13 protein-coding genes are annotated in these 19,351 nt (G+C 43.9%); 10 read left to right on the plus strand and 3 right to left on the minus strand.

All coding sequences use genetic code 11. The features are described from left to right. Position 1 precedes the first annotated feature (1 nt). From ACED25_RS01550 to ACED25_RS01585, 8 genes are all read left to right on the plus strand, one after another. The gene (locus ACED25_RS01550) at positions 2-2,233 is read left to right on the plus strand and encodes a response regulator (protein ID WP_371694479.1); all 2,232 of its coding nucleotides are present in this window, start codon (positions 2-4) and stop codon (positions 2,231-2,233) included. Beyond that, the gene (locus ACED25_RS01555; RefSeq protein WP_371694480.1) at positions 2,208-3,632 is read left to right on the plus strand and encodes a TolC family protein; all 1,425 of its coding nucleotides are present in this window, start codon (positions 2,208-2,210) and stop codon (positions 3,630-3,632) included. Before ACED25_RS01550 ends, ACED25_RS01555 begins: the two co-directional genes overlap by 26 nt. After that, positions 3,622-5,208, plus strand: a complete 1,587-nt coding sequence (locus ACED25_RS01560; protein ID WP_371694481.1) for an ABC transporter transmembrane domain-containing protein — start codon at positions 3,622-3,624, stop codon at positions 5,206-5,208. Before ACED25_RS01555 ends, ACED25_RS01560 begins: the two co-directional genes overlap by 11 nt. Next, positions 5,205-7,343, plus strand: coding sequence for an ATP-binding cassette domain-containing protein (locus tag ACED25_RS01565; protein WP_371694482.1), 2,139 nt, complete (start codon positions 5,205-5,207; stop codon positions 7,341-7,343). The genes ACED25_RS01560 and ACED25_RS01565 overlap by 4 nt, the downstream gene beginning before the upstream one ends. Positions 7,344-7,452: 109 nt before the next feature. Next, positions 7,453-7,827, plus strand: a complete 375-nt coding sequence (locus ACED25_RS01570) for a hypothetical protein (RefSeq protein ID WP_371694483.1) — start codon at positions 7,453-7,455, stop codon at positions 7,825-7,827. Positions 7,828-8,042: 215 nt separating this feature from the next. Next, the gene (locus ACED25_RS01575) at positions 8,043-11,246 is read left to right on the plus strand and encodes a response regulator (RefSeq protein WP_371694484.1); all 3,204 of its coding nucleotides are present in this window, start codon (positions 8,043-8,045) and stop codon (positions 11,244-11,246) included. A gap of 9 nt (positions 11,247-11,255) precedes the next feature. Further along, a complete protein-coding gene (locus ACED25_RS01580; RefSeq protein ID WP_009844970.1) occupies positions 11,256-11,732 on the plus strand; it encodes a hypothetical protein in 477 nt (158 codons plus the stop codon). A 1-nt stretch (position 11,733) separates the two neighbouring features. After that, positions 11,734-12,786: an ABC sulfate transporter permease gene (locus ACED25_RS01585; protein ID WP_017099377.1), complete on the plus strand. Its 1,053-nt coding sequence runs from the start codon at positions 11,734-11,736 to the stop codon at positions 12,784-12,786. A 114-nt stretch (positions 12,787-12,900) separates the two neighbouring features. On the opposite strand, the gene ACED25_RS01590 is transcribed toward ACED25_RS01585, so the two are convergent. Together ACED25_RS01590 and ACED25_RS01595 are read right to left on the minus strand one after the other, a co-directional pair. After that, positions 12,901-13,959: a hypothetical protein gene (locus ACED25_RS01590; protein WP_371694485.1), complete on the minus strand. Its 1,059-nt coding sequence runs from the start codon at positions 13,957-13,959 to the stop codon at positions 12,901-12,903. An 86-nt stretch (positions 13,960-14,045) separates the two neighbouring features. Next, positions 14,046-15,377: an anaerobic sulfatase maturase gene (locus tag ACED25_RS01595; RefSeq protein ID WP_371694486.1), complete on the minus strand. Its 1,332-nt coding sequence runs from the start codon at positions 15,375-15,377 to the stop codon at positions 14,046-14,048. 136 nt (positions 15,378-15,513) lie between these two features. On the opposite strand from ACED25_RS01595, the gene ACED25_RS01600 reads away from it, so the two are divergent. Together ACED25_RS01600 and ACED25_RS01605 are read left to right on the plus strand one after the other, a co-directional pair. Next, the gene (locus tag ACED25_RS01600) at positions 15,514-16,302 is read left to right on the plus strand and encodes an SUMF1/EgtB/PvdO family nonheme iron enzyme (protein WP_102249227.1); all 789 of its coding nucleotides are present in this window, start codon (positions 15,514-15,516) and stop codon (positions 16,300-16,302) included. 179 nt (positions 16,303-16,481) lie between these two features. Next, complete coding sequence (locus ACED25_RS01605) at positions 16,482-18,164, plus strand: alkaline phosphatase family protein (protein WP_371694487.1); 1,683 nt, start codon at positions 16,482-16,484, stop codon at positions 18,162-18,164. A gap of 204 nt (positions 18,165-18,368) precedes the next feature. On the opposite strand, the gene ACED25_RS01610 is transcribed toward ACED25_RS01605, so the two are convergent. Beyond that, positions 18,369-19,274 carry a LysR family transcriptional regulator gene (locus tag ACED25_RS01610; RefSeq protein WP_371694488.1) on the minus strand — a complete coding sequence of 302 codons (906 nt, stop codon included), beginning with the start codon at positions 19,272-19,274 and terminating at the stop codon, positions 18,369-18,371. Positions 19,275-19,351: the final 77 nt, after the last annotated feature.

Genomic DNA, 19,351 nt, shown 5'->3' on the forward strand with positions numbered 1-19,351 from the left:
AATGAGCGGAAAACCTTCTTATAACATTTCCGTACCAGCTCTACGTCTGAGCATATTGTTCAGCGTAGTACTAGCGGCGCTCGCTTTCTATTTATACTTTTCTTGGTCAAAAGTAGATTCGGTTGCTCAAGTGCAAAGTGCCCCACTGCTCATACAAGCTCAGAAGCTTAATCAGACCATCGAACAAGATATTCAAACTCTACAGCAGTGCTTAAGTACCGACACTTGTGGTACTAACGAATTCAATCTAGTTAACTTGAAGCGTGAAATAGATGAATTTAGATCGCTAGCCTCTTTGAACAAAACTGAGTTCAGCTTGGTTGGCGCGACTGAATACACCCAACTTGAATTAGCTATCAATCGCTTTTCCGACAGCACTAAAACACGCAACGACGTACTCGACTTATACCTGTCACTGACCAACAACTACCTACAGATGGACGACAACTACCGCACCATGTTCAACAACCATGCGAGCGACTTGATGTCAGAGAAAAATGAGTTCTTTATCTGGTTGTTTATGGTGGTCGTGATACTGGCAGTAATCACGGTCCTATCAAACTCAGTTGCTATGTTGAAGCTGAAGAAATCCAGCTCTAATGAACGAGAAATCGACTATGAGTTCGATGCTCTCTATCAAGAGCTGAAACAACTCGACTTACAAAGACTCGAAGAGCTTCTGAATGAAGTGAGGATCAATCCGAAACAACGCCAGATCTACTCTCACCTCAAACTGATTTTCAGTAAATTGGAAGACCAAAAACGCAATAACGATCTCTACAAACAGCTGTATGCACTGATCGGGTATGAGATTCGCGGTATCACCAACACCATCAACGGCGGTGTCCAATATCTGGTTCAAGAAACCGATGAAAACGGCGTATTGATGGCGAAGGATATTACCTCTGCGTGTAGTACCTTATCTGAGTTAGCAGAAAACTATAACCGATTGATTTCACAGGGTACGGAAAGTAAGTCGAAGGAATTCTCGCTACTGAGCGTGTTGTCTGAATTGATGATTCATATTAGCGCCAAAGTTCAGAGGAACGAAGGTCAACTCGACTGCTTTATCTCTGATAATTTGCCGAATCGTGTTGAAGGCCAATCCACCAGCTTGTTCTGGATCTTGTTTCTGCAGCTTTCTAACGCCATCCAACTTAAATCAAACAAGAAGTTGTTCGTGACAATAGAATCTGGCGCCGCTTCGGATATGGAAAATACACGTGTCACCATCAACCTTAACTTCCTTTCAACGTTAGATGTCTCTGTTGCCAAACTCAATAAGCTCCATTGGAGCGATCATAAACACCATACTGCTAACACAGACGACTTAGCGAAAAGCGTATTAAAAGATTACGGGTATTACGAAAGTCACTGGTTCCAATCGGGTACACAGGAGCGTTTTCAGATCGAGCTTGATCTCAAGGCGAAGAATTTCCATACAGAGAAAACTCGCTTCGACGGCAAGCGTTTACTGCTATGCGCCAATACACAAGTTCGTATCGATGTAATGAAGAAAATGCTCAATAACTTGGGGCTTGATATCACTGAAATCCGCACTGCAAATGAGTTGTTTTCAGCGGCGAAGACCTTTGGTGAGTACGATGCCATCATGTTGACCGATACTTTTGAACCCAACAAGTTACCATCACTCAGTAAAACGGTGAAATCTCAACTTAAGAGTCACCCAAATACCAAGCTGTTGCTTTCAGTAACCAATACTCAGCATGCACAAGAGTGTCACAGCTTCGTCGATAAGATCATCAACTCCCCTGCGATTCCTTATGAGTTTATTCCGAACTTACTCACCATTATGGAAGCAGAAGCATCAGAAGAGCAGATGGAGAACTGCTCATTCCTTATCGTAGAGGATGACCGAGTTCAACAAATCTTACTTAAACGAATACTCACCAAACAAGAGTATGAACCAGATACGGTTGGCGATGGTGCCGACGCAGTTGAGCACTTCATGAATAAACGTTCTGACATCATTTTCATGGACTGCATCATGCCAGGTATGGGCGGCATTGAAGCGACCAAACGCATTCGCCAGTTTGAACAAGAAAACGAGAAAAACCCTTGCACCATCATAGGGGCAACCGCATTGACCAGCAGTAACGAACACCAGGCTTGTATTGAAGCCGGAATGGATTACGTGATCAGCAAACCTTACAAAAGCGACCAAATCATTAAGGTGATCAACAAGTATGTGGCGGTACAGAAACTTAACTAGCAGCATTATGGCTGCGCTTGCATTCAGCACGATACCTTCAGCATCGGCGACGACCCTGCTTGAGGCGGTCGAACTCGGCCTGCAAAACAGCCTATCCCTTCGCGCCAGTGATAAAGGCGTGGAAGAGAACGAATACAACATTGGGATCAGCCGATCTAAGTTTCTTCCTTCACTCAATGGTGCAGCTGATACTACATGGAATGAGAATGAAACCTTGTTATCGAGCGTGCCCGATGAAACCTCCAGCTATAACTCAAACAGCTATAGCCTTTCCCTTTCTCAGTCGATATTCAATCTTGGTGATATTTTCAAATATGGCACGGCAAAACTCGACTTCAATATTGAAGAAATTAAACACGAGAACAAAATCCAGAGCACCATTTCGGAAATCGGTTCTCAATACTTTGAGTATTTGAAAAACAACGCGCAGATAAAAGCGACCAAGGTTGAGCTTAAATCATCTGAGACGCGTGAACATCAAATGCGACGAAACGTAGAGTTAGGCAACACAGCCGCCAGTGAACTGTACGAAGTTATCGCTCAAAAAGAAGGTGTGTCGAATCGGTTGAGAACCTTACAAAAAGATCGTCGCGTCATTCTCAACGGGCTCTCAATTCAGATTCAATACCCTATCACTCCGTCGCAAGACATATACGAAAGCGTGCCTTTAAAAGAGATAAACAAAAGCGAACAACGCTCAATCATGGATCAGGCGTTAAAGCTTAATAACGACTTGTTAGTGGCGAAGAAAAACGTCGAGAGAAGCCGGAGAAGCTTAAAAGAGAGCGGTACGAACTTCTTACCTACCGTGTCGCTTTCAGCCAGCTATCGTCACGATGACGCCAATAACTACGATAAAACCGACATCACTGCGACAGGCGAAAGCAACTCTACCAGTGTTGGCTTGAATCTAGCCTTGCCTATCTTGTCTGGTGGTTCTGATTATTACGGATATCAAAAATCATCGACAGCGATTGAACGTACCGAACTGCTTTATCAAGATTCGCTTTACACAATACGGAACAGCGTAAACACCTCTGTGCTCAACATAAATGATTTCTCGCAATCTATAAGCAGTTACGAGAACATCATTCGCGCCAACTACGCCTCTTACAAAGGAATCCAAAGGGCCTACCAATTAGGCACACGTACCATCACCGATTTATTGGCCGCTGAAAGTAAACTGTTCAGCGCCTTAAGAGACTATGAAAGTGCACGATACGACTACATCATCGAAACCATCAAGCTTGAGCAAGTTAAGGGCGTGCTTTCAATTCAATCTATCGAAAGCATCATGCAATTGATGAGCGATATCGAAGGGCGAAACAATCAAGAATTAGTGCCTAAACACCTTCTCTCAACTGAATCGTTGAAAACAGGAGGTCGTAATGCAAACTGAGCAGTTTTCTCAAAAGATCAATATGGCAGATAAGTGTTATCTGACTTTCTCTACGATAATTTCCACTCTATTTGGCTTGGTACTGCCCTTCTCCATTCTGATCATTTTCGACCGAGTATTACCCAACCAAGCACAAGATACTCTGTTCTTATTGTTCGCGATTATCCTGATTTCTATCTTCCTCGACTACCATCTGAAAAGTCAGGAAGAGAAGATATCTTCCGTCATCATGAGGCAGTTTGAGACCAACTTAACCAACAAGGTGTTCCAGTCCATCTGTTTGGCTGAGATCTCCAAATTCCGTCGTTTAGAACCGGGCGAGTACCTAGAACGAATCTCAACCATTCCAGAGCTTAAAACCTTCTTTGGTGGCGAATCAGTTCGAGCGCTGATCAACCTAGCTGTCAGTGTGATTACCATCCTCATCATCGGCCTTATCAACATATGGGCTGGCGTGACACTTCTGATTGCCTCGCTCATTTTAGCTATTTTCGCTTGGAGCCTTTCTAAGCAAAAGATTGGCAGCTTACAGAACAAGTCCGATATAGAGGGCTTAACCACATCCAAGATAATTGAGATCATCTCGAGCCCACTGGATATCAAGGCTCGAAACATGGAATACCGCGTTGAAAGCCTAATGACCCAAATGGTTGAAGAGCGCGAAGTTGAAAACATCAAATACGAACAGATTGAATCGAATTTTGGCTTGATCTTAGCGCTCATCCAACAACTCTCGATTGCTTGTGTTGTTGTGGTATTGGCAACAGCCGTGATCAATATGGAGTCAAGCCAAGGCATCATGGCCGCGATCATCATGCTGACCAACCGTTACTTTGCGCCATATCAACAGGTAATGAGAACCGCAAGCCGCTGGGAGTTAAACAAACTCCATATCCAACGTATCGCTGACCTCCTTGAATTGGCCGCCTCTGTTGAACACCAACATGAGACAACCGAAGTAGAACGTATTTCTGTTAAATATTCTGAAAAGCAGCGTATCGAATTCGAACTCGGACAAACCTATTTGCTTACCGGGAAAAGCGGCTCCGGTAAGACCCACCTTGCTAACTGTATTACACGTCAGAACAATGATAACAAACTGGACATCATGATTAATGACACGCCTCTGAGTGACGTAAACTACAACGTTTGGCGTAACAGCGTGCTGATGGTCGATAAAACAAGTTCATTCGTGGAAGGGACCATTATTGATAACCTAACCTGTTTCCGTCCAAGCCTGAACAATACGGCTTTCGCCTTATGTGAAACCATGAACATCAAGGCGCAAATTGACGGACTTCCTGCTGGTTTTTATACGGAACTCAAAGGGCATATGCGCAATCCATTCTCTCGCCAAGTGGGATATGCTCTGTTATTAGTCAGAGCCCTGCTCGCCAGTAAACGTGTATTAATATTCGACGATATAGATTGTGTCTTTGATGAGGAATTTGCGCGCGTCGTGCTGACCAGTACCGCCTATCGTGCCAATGACAAAATCTTAATCATCGCCAGCAATAAGATGGATAAACTTAACCACCGCCTCAAACGCGTAAAACTTACCGGAGGTGACCAATGAGTATCCTAGTAGACTTCAATAATGTGCCGCAACGTGTTTTGGATTTTGAATCTAGTGGATACGACGAACGTTACAGTCAATCGCCACTTATTCGTGGTTTGGCCTACACCTTGATAGCGCTCGAATGGGAAGGCACGCCCGCTATACTCAGCGATGCTTTTATTCCAAAACCCAAAGACGGCGATAGCTTTACAGCAACCATAGAGCGCCTTGGATACCGCTGTGATGTGACCAAACTAAAGACACTCGAGAATATCGATAAATATCCTCACCCGTGCTTTATTGAGATAGAAAACCTCAGTGCCATCTTCTTAGGGACAAAAGATGGGAAGTTGCTGCTGTTTGATTACACGAACAACAACACCATTGAATACCCAATGTGTAAAAAGCCCTGCTTGCTGATTTCTATTAGCGAGTACTCTCGTCTGTTCCGCGAACCACCTCCGGAATCGCAAGACAGAAGCAATTGGATAAAATACGCTTTCTATCGTTACAACAATGAACTTAAAAGCCTGATCATTCTGAGCTTCGTCATCAGTATTCTCGGTGCATTGCAGCCATTCTTCATCATGAGTGTCTATAACTTCGCACTGACTTCGAGTTCTGAGGCGACACTGTATTGGTTAACCTTATTCGCCATTATTGTTGGCTTCTCGGAGTATTTCTTTAAAAAGATGCGGGTAAATATCATTGCCACGTCCGGTAAAGACCTCGCCGTGCACATCTCGCAAGCCGTTATATCTAAGCTGCTGTGGCTACCTTATGCGATGACATCCACTGCTGGGGTCTCTTCTCAGTTAGCTCGCTTGAAAGATATCGACACGTTCCGACGCTTAGTGACTGCAGAATCAACGCTTAGCTATTTTGATATGCCGTTTGTTATTGTATTCATCATTGCGATTGCTCTGATGTCTGGCACGGCTGCACTTGTGGTGATGGGTGGCTTAATATTAATGTTGGTGTTCTGTGTTTACTCTCGTTACATCTACTCACAAGCTACATCTAAAAGCTCTCGCGCTAACGCCATGGTCTCTTATCAATGGAATGAAATCCTTCGTGGTATCAAGACCATTCAAGGTTTGCCTTTACTGCGCGTGGTTCAATCTCGTTTTAGTGCCTCCCATATGCAAAGCACTAGTGATGCGGAGAGTGTAGCTGTAACCAACAGTAAAATTCAGGCTGCTGGCGGTAGTTTGATTCAGGTGATTGGTACTGCAAGTATCGTGACCGCAGTAATCGGAGTCATGGAAGGCACTTCTGATGCGGGCGCGATGCTCGCAACCGTTATTCTCGTTTGGAAAGCACTAGGCCCGATAATGGGCATCTATAACTCAATTTCTAAGTTTCAATCCATCAAGGCTTCGTCGGCACAGATCAACAACTTGATGTCGATGAATGACGACAAGTTAACGCTAGAAAAAAGCCCGCCTATTCGGCTGTTCCAAGGAAATATTGTGGGCAGTGGTGTCAGCCACCGTTACACAGGGGCAGCAACAGGGTTAACCAACCTTGGTTTCAAGATACCTCCCAGTGCAAAAGTCGTCATTTGTGGCCCTACGGGCTGCGGAAAAACCACGCTCATTTCAATCATGGCTGGTTTAGAAGATCGTTATCAGGGCGCGGTGTCTGTCGATGGCTATAACATTAAGCAATTCAACAGTTATCGCTATCGCACGTCGATTAACTACATCCCTTTCAATTTGCACATTTTCGAAGGTTCTTTGGAGACCAATTTCATTTTACACAATGGATTGATTCCGACAGAGAAAATGCAGGAGATGGTCAGCTTCTTCGAGCTAGACGAATGGCTGCCAGAAGGCTTGGCGACTCAATTGAGTGTAGATAAGTGCAAAGGTCTTCCGAATGGCATTCAACAAAAGCTGCGTTTGGCACTTGGTTTAGGCAACTGTGAGCAATCTCTGATAATCATTGATGAACCGTTCAACGGGGCTGAAAATGAAAACGCCCAGTATTTTAACCGCCTGTTCAGCGATAAGTTGCTGAATAAAACCGTCATTTTTTCGACCAATGATCCCGGTTTGATCGCTACTTCCAATATGAGTTTGGTTCTAGAACCTGATGGCAACTTGAAATATTTTGGCTTAACAGACAAATACTTAAACAGCTTGAGTTAAACACGACGATGCTTATTCACAAATTACTCGTTAGATAAATGGATGTAATTGACAAAAACATAAGTGAGAGAGATGATTCGCTCTAAAATCACCGATACAAAGGAAGCAAATGTACACATTCGTTGCAGACAAGCTTGATGTCGCTTACTTATCCGCAATTCCTGAAAACCATCAACTTCAGGGCTGCGATGTGCCTGAAGAGGAAATCGAACTTCGAGAGATCATAGAAGTTTGGTATGAGTGTGCCTTTCTACCCGCTTTCAATCTTCAGAAAATCGATATCGAGAACAAAGCTGAGTTAACCGTCGTACAATCAAATGCTCTGAGCAACGATACGCGTACGCTCGCTTTCCTACTCAAAAACAGAGTGTACCGCGCTGCACTGAACAGAATGCTCGGTGTTTGGGCGCTAGAACCTTCTGCAAAAACGGTGTTAGAGCAACTTCTATTTGAACTAAGTCTCGATAAAAATCACCCTAATTAACTCGCTTTTTAAGATACTCATCAATAAGCATCAAAATCAAACCGACCGCCAAACGCTATAAATTGCTAGCAAGAGAAGCTATTTCAAAATAAGCTGTGGAATCACAAGAACTTATACCCCTCCCACACTTCCATTAAATTTACAGTTTCAAAGTTTCCATATCGGCATTTTTATTCTACTGTTTTTATATAAAACCAGTTGGATGGATCCTTAATATGTCGACACTTACGGTCTGGAATAACCTTTCAGTTAAACATAAACTCTTTGGCTTAGTTCTACTACCGATCTCATTGCTCCTTTTCTTAGCCGGTAGACAAGCTTACTTTCTGACGACGCAGTTAAACGATTTTGAGCGAACCAATCAGTTAGCAATTTACCTTGAAGATATCTCTGTCTTGTATCGAAGTACTTTGGCACCAAACACTGAAGAGTTCGTTAATCGAAGTGCTAAGGTAAATGCCGAGCTCAAAGCACTTTCACCTAGCATATTTCTAAACAGTTCCGAAGAAGTGAACCAACTGCTGGCCGACTTCAGTGAGGCAACCTTGTCGACTATGAAAACGACAGATAGTTTCGATAAGCTGGATGCGATTGAATGGCAAAGTGATTTGTACCAACAATTGTTGCTAGCCATTGAGAAAGTCCCTTTTGATATCACCAAGCGTGAGATTCAACAGCACCTCACCGCCTTGCATCAACTAGAGTGGTTGATGTTTTGGTCAAATGAAGAATTTAAGCTCAGCGCTTCACTCTTCGATATTTACCAAAATCATCAAGAGTATGATTCTGAACTAGCCGAGTTGGTTGAAAGCCTCAATGCTAGGCAAGTTTTGTTCTTAGAAAGATTTGTATCCTTGAATGCCAATACACATCAAGTTTCACTCATGATTGAAGTGTTTAAAGATGAGGCTTTTATGAAAAGCCAAGAGATACGTCACGCACTTCATAGTTCATCCACAATAAGCGCATTGACTCCACAAGAGATCACTACCGGACTCAATGCGATGAGTGCTCGCCTAAGCCTGTTGCAGAATTTAGGTGACGTAATCAAACAAGAGTTCCAGGCCGAAGTAGCTCAAGCGATCTCAGATGCTCAAACAGAAAGAACGCTATTTATTTCCATCGTCACGTTGCTTGCAGCAACTGTTATGGGATTAACCCTCAGTTTAGCGAAACAAGTTACCAACAATCTTGGGCTAGTTCTTAGGTTCTTAAAAAGTGAAAACGATGATACCCGCCCTTCTTTGGACAAACTGATTCAAGGCAAAGACGAACTCAGCCTATTTGCTCAGCAAGTAGAGCGACTGACCATCGAACGAGAACATGCAAAAGAGAAGTTAACGATAGCTAAAGAAGACGCAGAGCGAGCTAAAGAAGACGCCGAAGAAGCCAAAGACCACGCGATACAAGCTAGCAAAGCGAAAAGTAGCTTCTTGGCCAATATGTCTCATGAAATTCGAACCCCACTGAATGGCGTTATCGGAATTTCAGAGATCCTGTCAGACACACCACTTACACCAACACAACGTGATTATGTAGATACGATCGAGACATCATCCCAACTACTGCTAAGCCTGATCAACGACATCTTAGACTTCTCTAAGATTGAATCTGGCATGCTATTAATCAGCCCGCATTCGGCATCGATTAGAGAATCCATTTACGACATCGCATCTATTGTCGCGCCAAAAGCTAAAGAGCAAAAAATATCAGTGAACGTTGATATCAGCCCAGACACACCTGCACGCGTGATGATCGATGATCACCGATTAAGACAGATCTTGATGAACTTTATGTCGAACGCGGTGAAGTTCACAGCAGAAGGTGGCGTTACCCTGTCAATCCAAACGCTAAACAAAGCAGAAAACAATGTCACCCTAAGGTTTTCTGTGCGAGACACGGGGATTGGTATCGATAAACAGCAACAGAAACAGATATTCGAACCGTTCGCTCAAGAAGATGATTCAACGACCAGACAATTCGGTGGTACTGGCCTTGGCCTTGCGATCAGTACTCAGCTTGTTGAACTTATGGGTGGTCAGATCCAACTCGACTCCGTCAAAGGTGAAGGTAGTTGTTTCTACTTCGATCTAGAATTACCCATTGATTTAATGTTGCCAAAACCAAGCACAGCAACCGCCGACATTTATGTTTTAGGTAACGCGAACATGCTCTCTAAACGAATAGAATGGGACCTTAACCTCTATGGTTTAGAAATAACCCAACGAACGAGAGATACAGTTGAGCTTACACAACAACTCACGATTCAAAAGCACGCTAACCCAATCACAGTTGTCTTTGCTGAAGATGACACATTCCAAGCCAGTGACTATACCAGTGACTTAGATAAGCTCCACCAAAACGGCATCACTATCTGCTTGATTCGATCATTTTTGAGCGAGCCGGCTGACATCGGCAATTGTGTTACGGCTCAAGTATCACAGCCCCTACTCGGTTTACGTTTGATTAAAGCGGTTGAGCTCTGTGATACACAGGGTCGGGTTGAGCTTTCAGAGGCGAGCCAACCTTCTTTAGAGATACAACACAAAATTCTGATCGTCGAAGACAACAAGGTCAACCAAAAAATTTCCGGGCTTCATGTTGGTAAAAGTGGTTTTGAATTCGAGTTTGCGAATAATGGCCAGGAAGCCGTGGACATGTTCAGATCGAACCCTCACTACGCAGCAATACTCATGGACTGCATGATGCCGGTTATGGATGGCTTTGAAGCGACAAGTAATATTCGCCGCGTTGAAAAAGAGACCAATGCCACGCGTCGTATCCCTATCATTGCCCTGACCGCCAGTGTTATTGATGACGATATTCAAAGGTGTTTCGACGTGGGCATGGATGACTATGTGCCAAAGCCATTCAAATTTGAAATGTTAAAAGAAAAAGTACTTGCCGCCGTTGAAGCAATGCCACTTCCTGTTGCCTACAAAACTAAATCTACGAAAAAACCCGCGACCGTAACGCCGATTCTTAATGCTGCAGCTAAACGGACTGTGCCAGAGGAAAGAGAACAAAACCCGGTTCCGAGCAAATCTGAAAGAATACTGCTCGTCGAAGACAATCGAGTTAACCAAAAAGTCGCTTCGGTCATGCTAACAAGGGCTGGTTACGCTTTTGAAATTGCAGAGAATGGTCAAATTGCCGTTGATATGTACCAAAACGACAGTAGTTTCGACATTATACTAATGGATTGCATGATGCCCGTTATGGACGGTTTCACAGCAACTAAGGAGATTCGGGAGCATGAGAAAAACCTAGGCTTAAGCAAAACTCCTATCATCGCGCTAACCGCCAGTGTTATCGATGATGACATTCAAAAGTGCTTTGATTCAGGCATGGATGGATACGTAGCGAAGCCCGTAAGAAAAGAAAAGCTATTCCATCAAATAGAAAGTGCGACTTGTTAGGAGAAACCCATGGATTGGATTAAAACAATAAAAACACTTCCACGCAGAGTCATATTGCCAGTCGCGGTAGGGCTATTAGGAAACTTGCTTCTTCTCAGCCCAGCTCATGCCGCAGAAGATTACGCCATATTCTCTTTAGATTCAGGATTTGAAGAAATATCGATAAACAAAGCAAGAAAGCTGTATAGAGGAAAAACAAAACGACTCGATGGTAAACGTGTAGAACTTTCTGATTGGCCTGAAAACAGCAGCGAACGTGAAGTTTTTTACCAACAACTGCTTGGAAAAAACGCAGCTCAAATGAATGCCCATTGGGCGAGCTTATCCTTCTCAGGTAAAGCTCGTTATCCAAGAGAGATTAAATCGGCGTCCACCGAAACCTTGGTTGACTGGCTTGATGACAAGCCCAATCGAATTGGGTACGCCCCGCTCTCGACGCTCCCTGAAAATGCCAATGTTCTATACGTTATAAGCTCGGAGAAATAATATGAAAAAAATAATTACGTCAGTGCTATGTGCTTCAATTGCCTCTCCGGCTTTCGCTATTATTGAACTTACCGATAATTTTTCGTTAAGCGGATTTGGTTCTACTTCTTGGGCAACATCAGATAACGACTCCCCTTTAATCATCAACAATGGTTTTACCGATGAAAATTGTTATGACTGTGATACCACACTTGGAGTTCAACTCGATTACTTTTACAACTCATTTAAAGCTTCCGTACAAGTTGTCAAACCACCCCAATATGATTGGAGTGATCCTCAACTCGAGTGGGCTTACTTGGGCTATGAATTTAACGACTTCGATGTGAGTATTGGTCGATTACGACTGCCACTATTCCTTGCCTCTGAATACTATTATGTTGGCCAAGCCTATATGACGGCAAGACCACCGACAGAGGTGTATAACAGCGTTCTTGGTATTACCGCTTTCAACGGTGTCAAAGTGAGTTGGACTCATGATGTAACCGATGAAGCTACCCTACAACTCTCTCCATTTGTCGGAATCAAAGATAAGAATGAAGTAGAGTTCAATTCGACAACCGAGCTGGAATTCGAAACAAATCGAATGTTTGGTGCAAACCTTCAATTAAGTGGTGATAACTATCGTTGGAACTTATCTTTCCTTGATTCAAATTTCGATCAAACGACAAAAATTAAAAACGTTGGCACGCTTCCAACAGCAGACAACCAACACATCCAACTTTGGTCGCTAGGCGCTGAATATGAATTTGGCCAAGCGGTATTGGCGAGCGAAGGTCAAATCAGTGACGTTTCTTCATCCATGTACGCCAGCCTAGGTTACCATTTAGGAGCATTTACACCTTACGTAGTATACGGCGCGCAATTTAACGCCAATGAGCACTTAGAAGGGAATAGCTACTTAGTTGGTGTAGATTACGACTTGATGTCAAATATATCTATCAATGGTGAAATGCAATTCTTCGAAGCTCGTAGGTCAAACGGTGCCTTTATTGACGCCCCTAAAACCGATAAAGATGCATTGCTCTACACCATCATGTTGAGTTTTGTTTTTTAGCTCGAATTCAAATCGATGGTCACTTGCAGCAATTAAGATCCAAAAAAGCCAGTCGAATATTCGACTGGCTTTCTCAATAACGGTTTATCAGCTTACCATTAACCCATCTAAAGATTATGAGCTTGGTGCGACTCGTTTCTCTTTCAACTGTTCAATAACATAATCAGGAGCCACTTTACCTAGCTCACCCAAGCAATCATCTGTTTTTTCATTGCCATAGCGTACATAAATATCGCATACCGCGTATAACTGTTCTGGAGAGCCAGAGATCAAATACGCTTTCTCGAACGATTTAGTCGATTTGTCGATATCCAGCTCTTCTTGTAGTACCCCATTCAAGTACCAGTAGTAGCTGTTATCTTTTGCAAGTTCTGCTGCTACTTCAATCTCTTTGGCTGCTGCTGCCTTGTCTTCAAGGCGAACCAAAGTTAATGATTTAGAATAGTGCATCGCTGCATTGTCCGGCACGTTCTTCAAACCACGATCCAACACCTCGACCGCTTGTTGATCTTTATTCTGAGATCGGAAGTTATCCGCGTAGCTCAGCCAAACTTGAGGGTCTTTCTGGTGAGTATTAATCAACTCAAGATAAATCGTTTCCGCTTTATCCCATTCATTGTGCCAACGGAGCACGTCAGCGAACAACAATTGAAACTTTTCAGATTCTTGTGATTCCAAGAATGTTATTAACTCAGCGACAGGTTGTTCGATTTGTGCTTTCTGTTCTTTATCTAACGTATTGTAATCACGAACTAAGTTCGATGTTGCTGAATGACGAACCATAGAGTCTGTATCGCTCAGCAAAGGCGAAACTAACGCCCAACGATGCTCAAGTTGATATGGCGAAGAACCGATAATCGAAGCCTCACGAACTTCAGGGTTTTGATCTTTCAAACCTCTTGCCACCGCCACCAGCGCATTCTGGCTTGGGTATGAAGCAAGTTCTTGCAGTGCACCAGTACGATTTTCAACGGATTGATTCTGATCTTGAGCCATGTAAGACAACTGTTGAATTCGGGTTTGTGTGTCCGTCATTTCAAGCACTTGATTGATATTTTGTGCCGGTGCGTCAACGGTTTGTTGAACGCTATTGGCAGCCATTGCTGACGTTGAAATCAATGCAGACGTTGAAACCAATAAAGCAACAGCCGTCGCTAAACTCTTCTTCATCATAGTATTACCTTAAACTGGAGAACTTAGCCTGTCCTTAGACTCGTATCTGATTAAATTTATCTTGGGCCGTTGACCCAAAAAACGAGTTAAAACTTGGTCTCGAACGTAGCTTGTTGCGCCTGTTTTGCACGATGCGCCATCAATACCGAGTCACTGAATTTGCCATGAGCCACTGAGTGCCCCATCGCACGAGCAATATAAGCCATCGACTTGTCGACATGAGAAAAGAACTTGTGCCAACCAGCACATAAGTAGTTCAAGCCCGGTTCACCTGCGCGAGTTTTGATAAAGCGGTTTTTCGGACATTCACCATGACAAGCAAACTTGTACTCACACTGCTGACATTGACTGGTCATTGTGCGTGATTTAGCAAAACCAAACTTTTGCTGTGGTGCGCTGTACGCCAAATCATCAAGCTTCTCGTGGTGGATATTGCCAATTTTGTATTCAGGGTAAACGTAGTGGTCACAAGAGAACACATCACCGTTTGGCTCCATCGCTAGGCCTTTACCGCAGATCTCATTCAGAGTGCAAAGCGGATTCGGACGACCAATCCACGTTTCTAAGCTCGCTTCAAAATACTGAACGAACACTTTACCGATGTCGTTCTTCGCCCACTCATCAAACACAGAGATCAGGAAGTTACCCCAAGCCAAGTCCGACACACACCACGATTCCATGATCGAATCTTTATGGCCGGGGATCAGGCGTTTGTCGCCTTGTTTTAGCTGCTCACTCACTTGGGATGTTTGTGGCGCAACCGTTCTAAAGGTTTTCTGTTCAACGATAGGAATAAACTGCATTTGTGGAGACTTCACCACATCACGTAGGAAGCGATACACCTCAAGTGCATTTTGACTGGTGAGGTTATTCACACAAGTCAACGTTGCAAATTTAACTTGATGTTTGTGCAGCAACTCAACCGCCGCCATCACTTGTTTGAATGTGCCACGGCCTGCTCTATTAACACGATACGCATTGTGCAGCATTTCAGGGCCATCAATACTCAAGCCAATCAGGAAGTTATTCTTTGCTAAGAATCGGCCCCAATCGTCATTCAGCAGTGTGCCATTGGTTTGTAGATCATTTGAAATCAACACACCTTCAGGCTGGTACTTTTTTTGTAGCTCAACCACTCTTTCAAAGTACGCTAAACCCAGCATAGTTGGCTCGCCGCCCTGCCATGAGAAGATAATTTCAGGCGTGTTTTGACCTTCGATATATTGTCGGATGTAGGTTTCTAACGTCTCATCATCCATTCTTGGAGAACTGCCTTTCTTGTACTCCAACAAATCTTGCTTACTTAGGTAATAACAATATTTACAGTCAATGTTGCATGCTGCGCCAATTGGCTTAGCCATAACATGCAAGCGTTTAGACGCTTTACCATTGTATTGTGGACCTTGAGTAATGTGCATGATTTATCTACCTATCTTAGTGTCTGTAGCCATCATAATGCCTATTTCAGTCAGTGGCATGTTATACCCTTTATAACCAATAGGAATGACCTTAAACGTTAAAATTGCCCTCTATTTCGAACATTCGAGGCACGTGATGAAATTTTTCAATTACAAACAATTAGCGGCGATCAGCAGCGTCACCATGACTATTTTCCTAAGCGGCTGTGCGAGCGTGCCTACACACCCTATCGCCCAACAAATCGACCAAGAGATGGTGCTAGTTGAAGGTGGTACATTCACCATGGGTTCGAACGATCCTGAAGCGACCAAAGCAGAACAACCAGCGCGAGATATAACTGTAGATAGTTTCTACATTGCGAAGTTTGAGGTGACTCAAGAATTGTTCGAATCGGTGATGGGTTCATCTCTCAGTTATTTCCAAAACCCACAAGTTCCGGTCAATAACTTAAGTTGGCAACAGGCGAACTACTTCGTTGAACAATTGAACGAACTTACAGGTGAAGAATACCGTCTGCCGACTGAAGCTGAATGGGAATTTGCAGCGAAAGGTGGCAACAAGAGCAAAGGCTATACTTACAGTGGTTCCAATAACTTAGATGATGTTGCGTGGTACTCAGCAAATTCTAAAAATAGCGCACATCCAGTCGGGCTAAAGAAGCCAAATGAACTAGGCTTATATGACATGACCGGAAACGTGGGTGAGTTTGTGATTGATGCCTTCGATGACACCTTCTACCGATTCGGTCCAACAGACAATCCTAACAACGCAAAACACAGCGACGTTGGTTTATCACATAAATCGGTTCGCGGTGGCAGCTTTGCTTATGACGAAAACGAATCTGAAAGTTACCGTCGCGACTTCGCAAGCCAATCGATCACTATGTCAGATATGGGCCTGCGTTTAGTTAAGGATACGAACTAGCTAAAGCTGTGAGCTAGTTAAAGAATGAACTAACTAAAGGTGCCAACGGTTATGAATCAACAATCTTCACAAGCGATACTAAAATACGACTTGCACTATACACACATTAGAAATTTGACACACGTTAGAAATCTGACCAAACGTTAGAACTCTGCGGCAACGCTGAATAAGGAACTTCTATGCAATACACCAAGCTTTCAGGACTTACACTCGCGTTACTCTGTGCCTTCCCTGTCTCAGCAGCAGAGAAGCCAAATCTAGTCCTTCAAATCACGGTAGATGGCCTGCGCGCAGATCTTATCGAACGATATAAGCACAACTTCGGTGAAGGTGGTTTCCGGTACTTAATGGATGACGGTACTTACTACACCAACGCGAACTATCAACATGGCAACACGGAAACGATCGTGGGCCATGTGTCGCTTGCAACCGGCGCTCCACCGAGCGTACACGGCATGGTAGGTAACGTTTGGTATGACCGTAGCGAAGAACGTTTGGTGTATAACGTAGAAGACGGTAACTACAAAATGTTGACCTCTGGTGCGGGTGTCGATAAAGCAACTGAGATCGACCCAACTCAGAAGACAGCACAAGGTGATGGGCGATCTCCAGAGCCTATACTTGCCACCACGTTTGGTGACGAGCTGACAATTTCCAATAGTGGCAAATCAAAAGTGTTCGGTGTATCCGTGAAAGACCGCGGCGCAATCTCATTGGCGGGACACAGTGGTAAAGCCTTCTGGTTCTCCAAAGCGCAATCTGAGTTTGTCACCAGCAACTATTACTACGACGAGTATCCAGATTGGGTATCACGTTGGAACGAGAAAGCGATTGCTGCAGAGTACTCGAAACAGAAATGGGATCTCTCATTACCACGTGAAAACTACACGCTGCAAGAGCACGATACCGAACACAAAGTGAAACTCGGTGATTTCCAACGCACCTTCCCTCACCCTTATGGCCCCGCGAGTTACAAGTACTACAGCACAACGCTAACCGTTAGCCCGGCTGGCGATGAAATCACAGAAAACTTTGCAAGCACACTGTTGATGCAAGAGAAGCTAGGTCAAGGTGACGTGACCGATTACCTGTCTGTAAGTTTTTCATCAAACGACTACGTGGTGCACTTATACGGCCCTGAAAGCCTAGAAACAGAAGACAACCTAATTCGACTCGATAAGACGATCGCCAAGCTTCTTAAAACCGTTGATCACCAAGTCGGACTAAAGAATACACTAATTGTGTTGTCTGCCGACCACGGTGTACCTGAATCTTCACCTGCGGCAAATGCGCTTGGCTTCAATCAAGCTCAATACTTCAATAAAGACACACTGCTCTCGAGTGGCGTAGAGCAAAGGTTGAAGGATGAGTTTGGTTTATCCAAAGACGCAATACGCTTGTACGCACAGCCTTATATTTATCTGAATCACGATTTAATCGCAGAGAAGAAACTTGACCTAGCTAAAGTACAGGAAACGATCGCCGATGAAATAGCGAAAGTGAAGGGAGTGGCGTTTGCCGTATCAAGCAGTGATATCGCGGCAAACCGAGTACCTGATACTCATGTAATGCAGCTCATTAAGAACAACTACCACCCAGCTCGTTCTGGCGATGTGTATGTGGTATTTGCTCCACGTAGCTACATTAACGACATGGAAGGCCTTCAAATAGCCTCGACTCATGGCTCGCCATGGAAGTACGATACACATGTCCCTGTCATCTTCGCAGGCTACGACGTTGAAGCTCAGAAAATCTCACGTCCAGTCACGCCATACGACATTGCACCAACGCTTTCGAACAAACTGGGTATCACTCAACCAAGTGGTTCAATTGGAGAAGTTCTGCAAGAAATTACCGAATAATAGATGTCATTGAGGTTTCTTAGTTTTAATGTCGAAACCCACACCAAGTAAAAGAGCCACTTATCAATTCAGACTGACTCAGTCAAAACAGATAAGCGGCTCTTTTTGATTGCCTGTAGTTAGGTCGAAATCCAATCAACGTATGTCAGTGCTGGGAATAACGGCTATTCGCACAAACATTTTCCATCAATCCCCCTTTAAAGGTTAACTTGATATGTCTTTTGCTGCCGCTTTGATCTTAGCGCGCAACCATTTGTGGCTAGGTTCATTAGTGCGACTCGGGTGCCAAATCATACACATATCGAGATCTTCCAATTCGAATGGTAGTGGTAGTGTTTTAACCGCGTACTTTTCAGAAAAACAACGCACCGATGACATAGGTAGCACTCCGATGTAATCAGAGCCCTCAATAACTGGCAGCATCTCTACAACGCCCGCAGCTCGATAGACTATTCTTCGTTTTTCAAGGTCACTGTAGTGTTCAGAACTCAATAAGCTTTTACGTGCATGCCAACGAGATACAACCACATGCTCAACTGATAGGAACTGCTCCATATCGATGGTATCACCAATCGTAGGATGGTCTTTGCGGCAAACGACCACCAGCTCCTCTTTAGAAATCACCTCATGCTTGAGCATGGTTCTTCCTTTAGGTGTCATATCAACAATCACATCATGTCTTTGAAGCCTTAAATCAGACTCGTAGTCTTCGGTAAATAGAGGGTGAACTTCTAATGCGATACCAGGTGCAACTTGGCTGATTAACTGCATCACTCTTGGCATCATTTCGTAGCTCGCCGCCGAGACGCAGGCAATTGAATAAACGCGGCCTGAAGTTTTGGGGTCGAAATCTCTTGATGCAGATAAGGTAGACGTAAAGTTTTTTAGCGCAGCGGCCATTGCCGGATAGATATCAATAGCGAATGTGGTTGGCTCTACGCCTGATGTGGTACGGTGAAACAGTGGCTCGTCATAGATATCTCGCAACCGTGCAAGCGCTTTGCTCACAGCAGGTTGGCTTATATCCATGCGATTAGCAGCCCTAGATAAGTTCTGCTCTTCATAAATAGCGACAAATATAGGAATTAGATTGAGTTCAGTACTTTTCATACAGTTCCATATTAAAGAAGCAGGTTCCCTATAGTAGAGAACCTGCCGATTTTGTTCGATGCGAATGACTAAAGTTT

Source organism: Vibrio sp. 1F263, from assembly GCF_041439035.1.
Taxonomy (GTDB): domain Bacteria; phylum Pseudomonadota; class Gammaproteobacteria; order Enterobacterales; family Vibrionaceae; genus Vibrio; species Vibrio tasmaniensis_A.

Bases quoted from the DNA above. Each gene is read 5' to 3' on its own strand.
- ACED25_RS01550 (WP_371694479.1), top strand. From the start codon at position 2: ATGAGCGGAAAACCTTCTTATAACATTTCCGTACCAGCTCTACGTCTG.
- ACED25_RS01555 (WP_371694480.1), top strand. From the start codon at position 2,208: ATGTGGCGGTACAGAAACTTAACTAGCAGCATTATGGCTGCGCTTGCA.
- ACED25_RS01560 (WP_371694481.1), top strand. From the start codon at position 3,622: ATGCAAACTGAGCAGTTTTCTCAAAAGATCAATATGGCAGATAAGTGT.
- ACED25_RS01565 (WP_371694482.1), top strand. From the start codon at position 5,205: ATGAGTATCCTAGTAGACTTCAATAATGTGCCGCAACGTGTTTTGGAT.
- ACED25_RS01570 (WP_371694483.1), top strand. From the start codon at position 7,453: ATGTACACATTCGTTGCAGACAAGCTTGATGTCGCTTACTTATCCGCA.
- ACED25_RS01575 (WP_371694484.1), top strand. From the start codon at position 8,043: ATGTCGACACTTACGGTCTGGAATAACCTTTCAGTTAAACATAAACTC.
- ACED25_RS01580 (WP_009844970.1), top strand. From the start codon at position 11,256: ATGGATTGGATTAAAACAATAAAAACACTTCCACGCAGAGTCATATTG.
- ACED25_RS01585 (WP_017099377.1), top strand. From the start codon at position 11,734: ATGAAAAAAATAATTACGTCAGTGCTATGTGCTTCAATTGCCTCTCCG.
- ACED25_RS01590 (WP_371694485.1), bottom strand. From the start codon at position 13,959: ATGATGAAGAAGAGTTTAGCGACGGCTGTTGCTTTATTGGTTTCAACG.
- ACED25_RS01595 (WP_371694486.1), bottom strand. From the start codon at position 15,377: ATGCACATTACTCAAGGTCCACAATACAATGGTAAAGCGTCTAAACGC.
- ACED25_RS01600 (WP_102249227.1), top strand. From the start codon at position 15,514: ATGAAATTTTTCAATTACAAACAATTAGCGGCGATCAGCAGCGTCACC.
- ACED25_RS01605 (WP_371694487.1), top strand. From the start codon at position 16,482: ATGCAATACACCAAGCTTTCAGGACTTACACTCGCGTTACTCTGTGCC.
- ACED25_RS01610 (WP_371694488.1), bottom strand. From the start codon at position 19,274: ATGAAAAGTACTGAACTCAATCTAATTCCTATATTTGTCGCTATTTAT.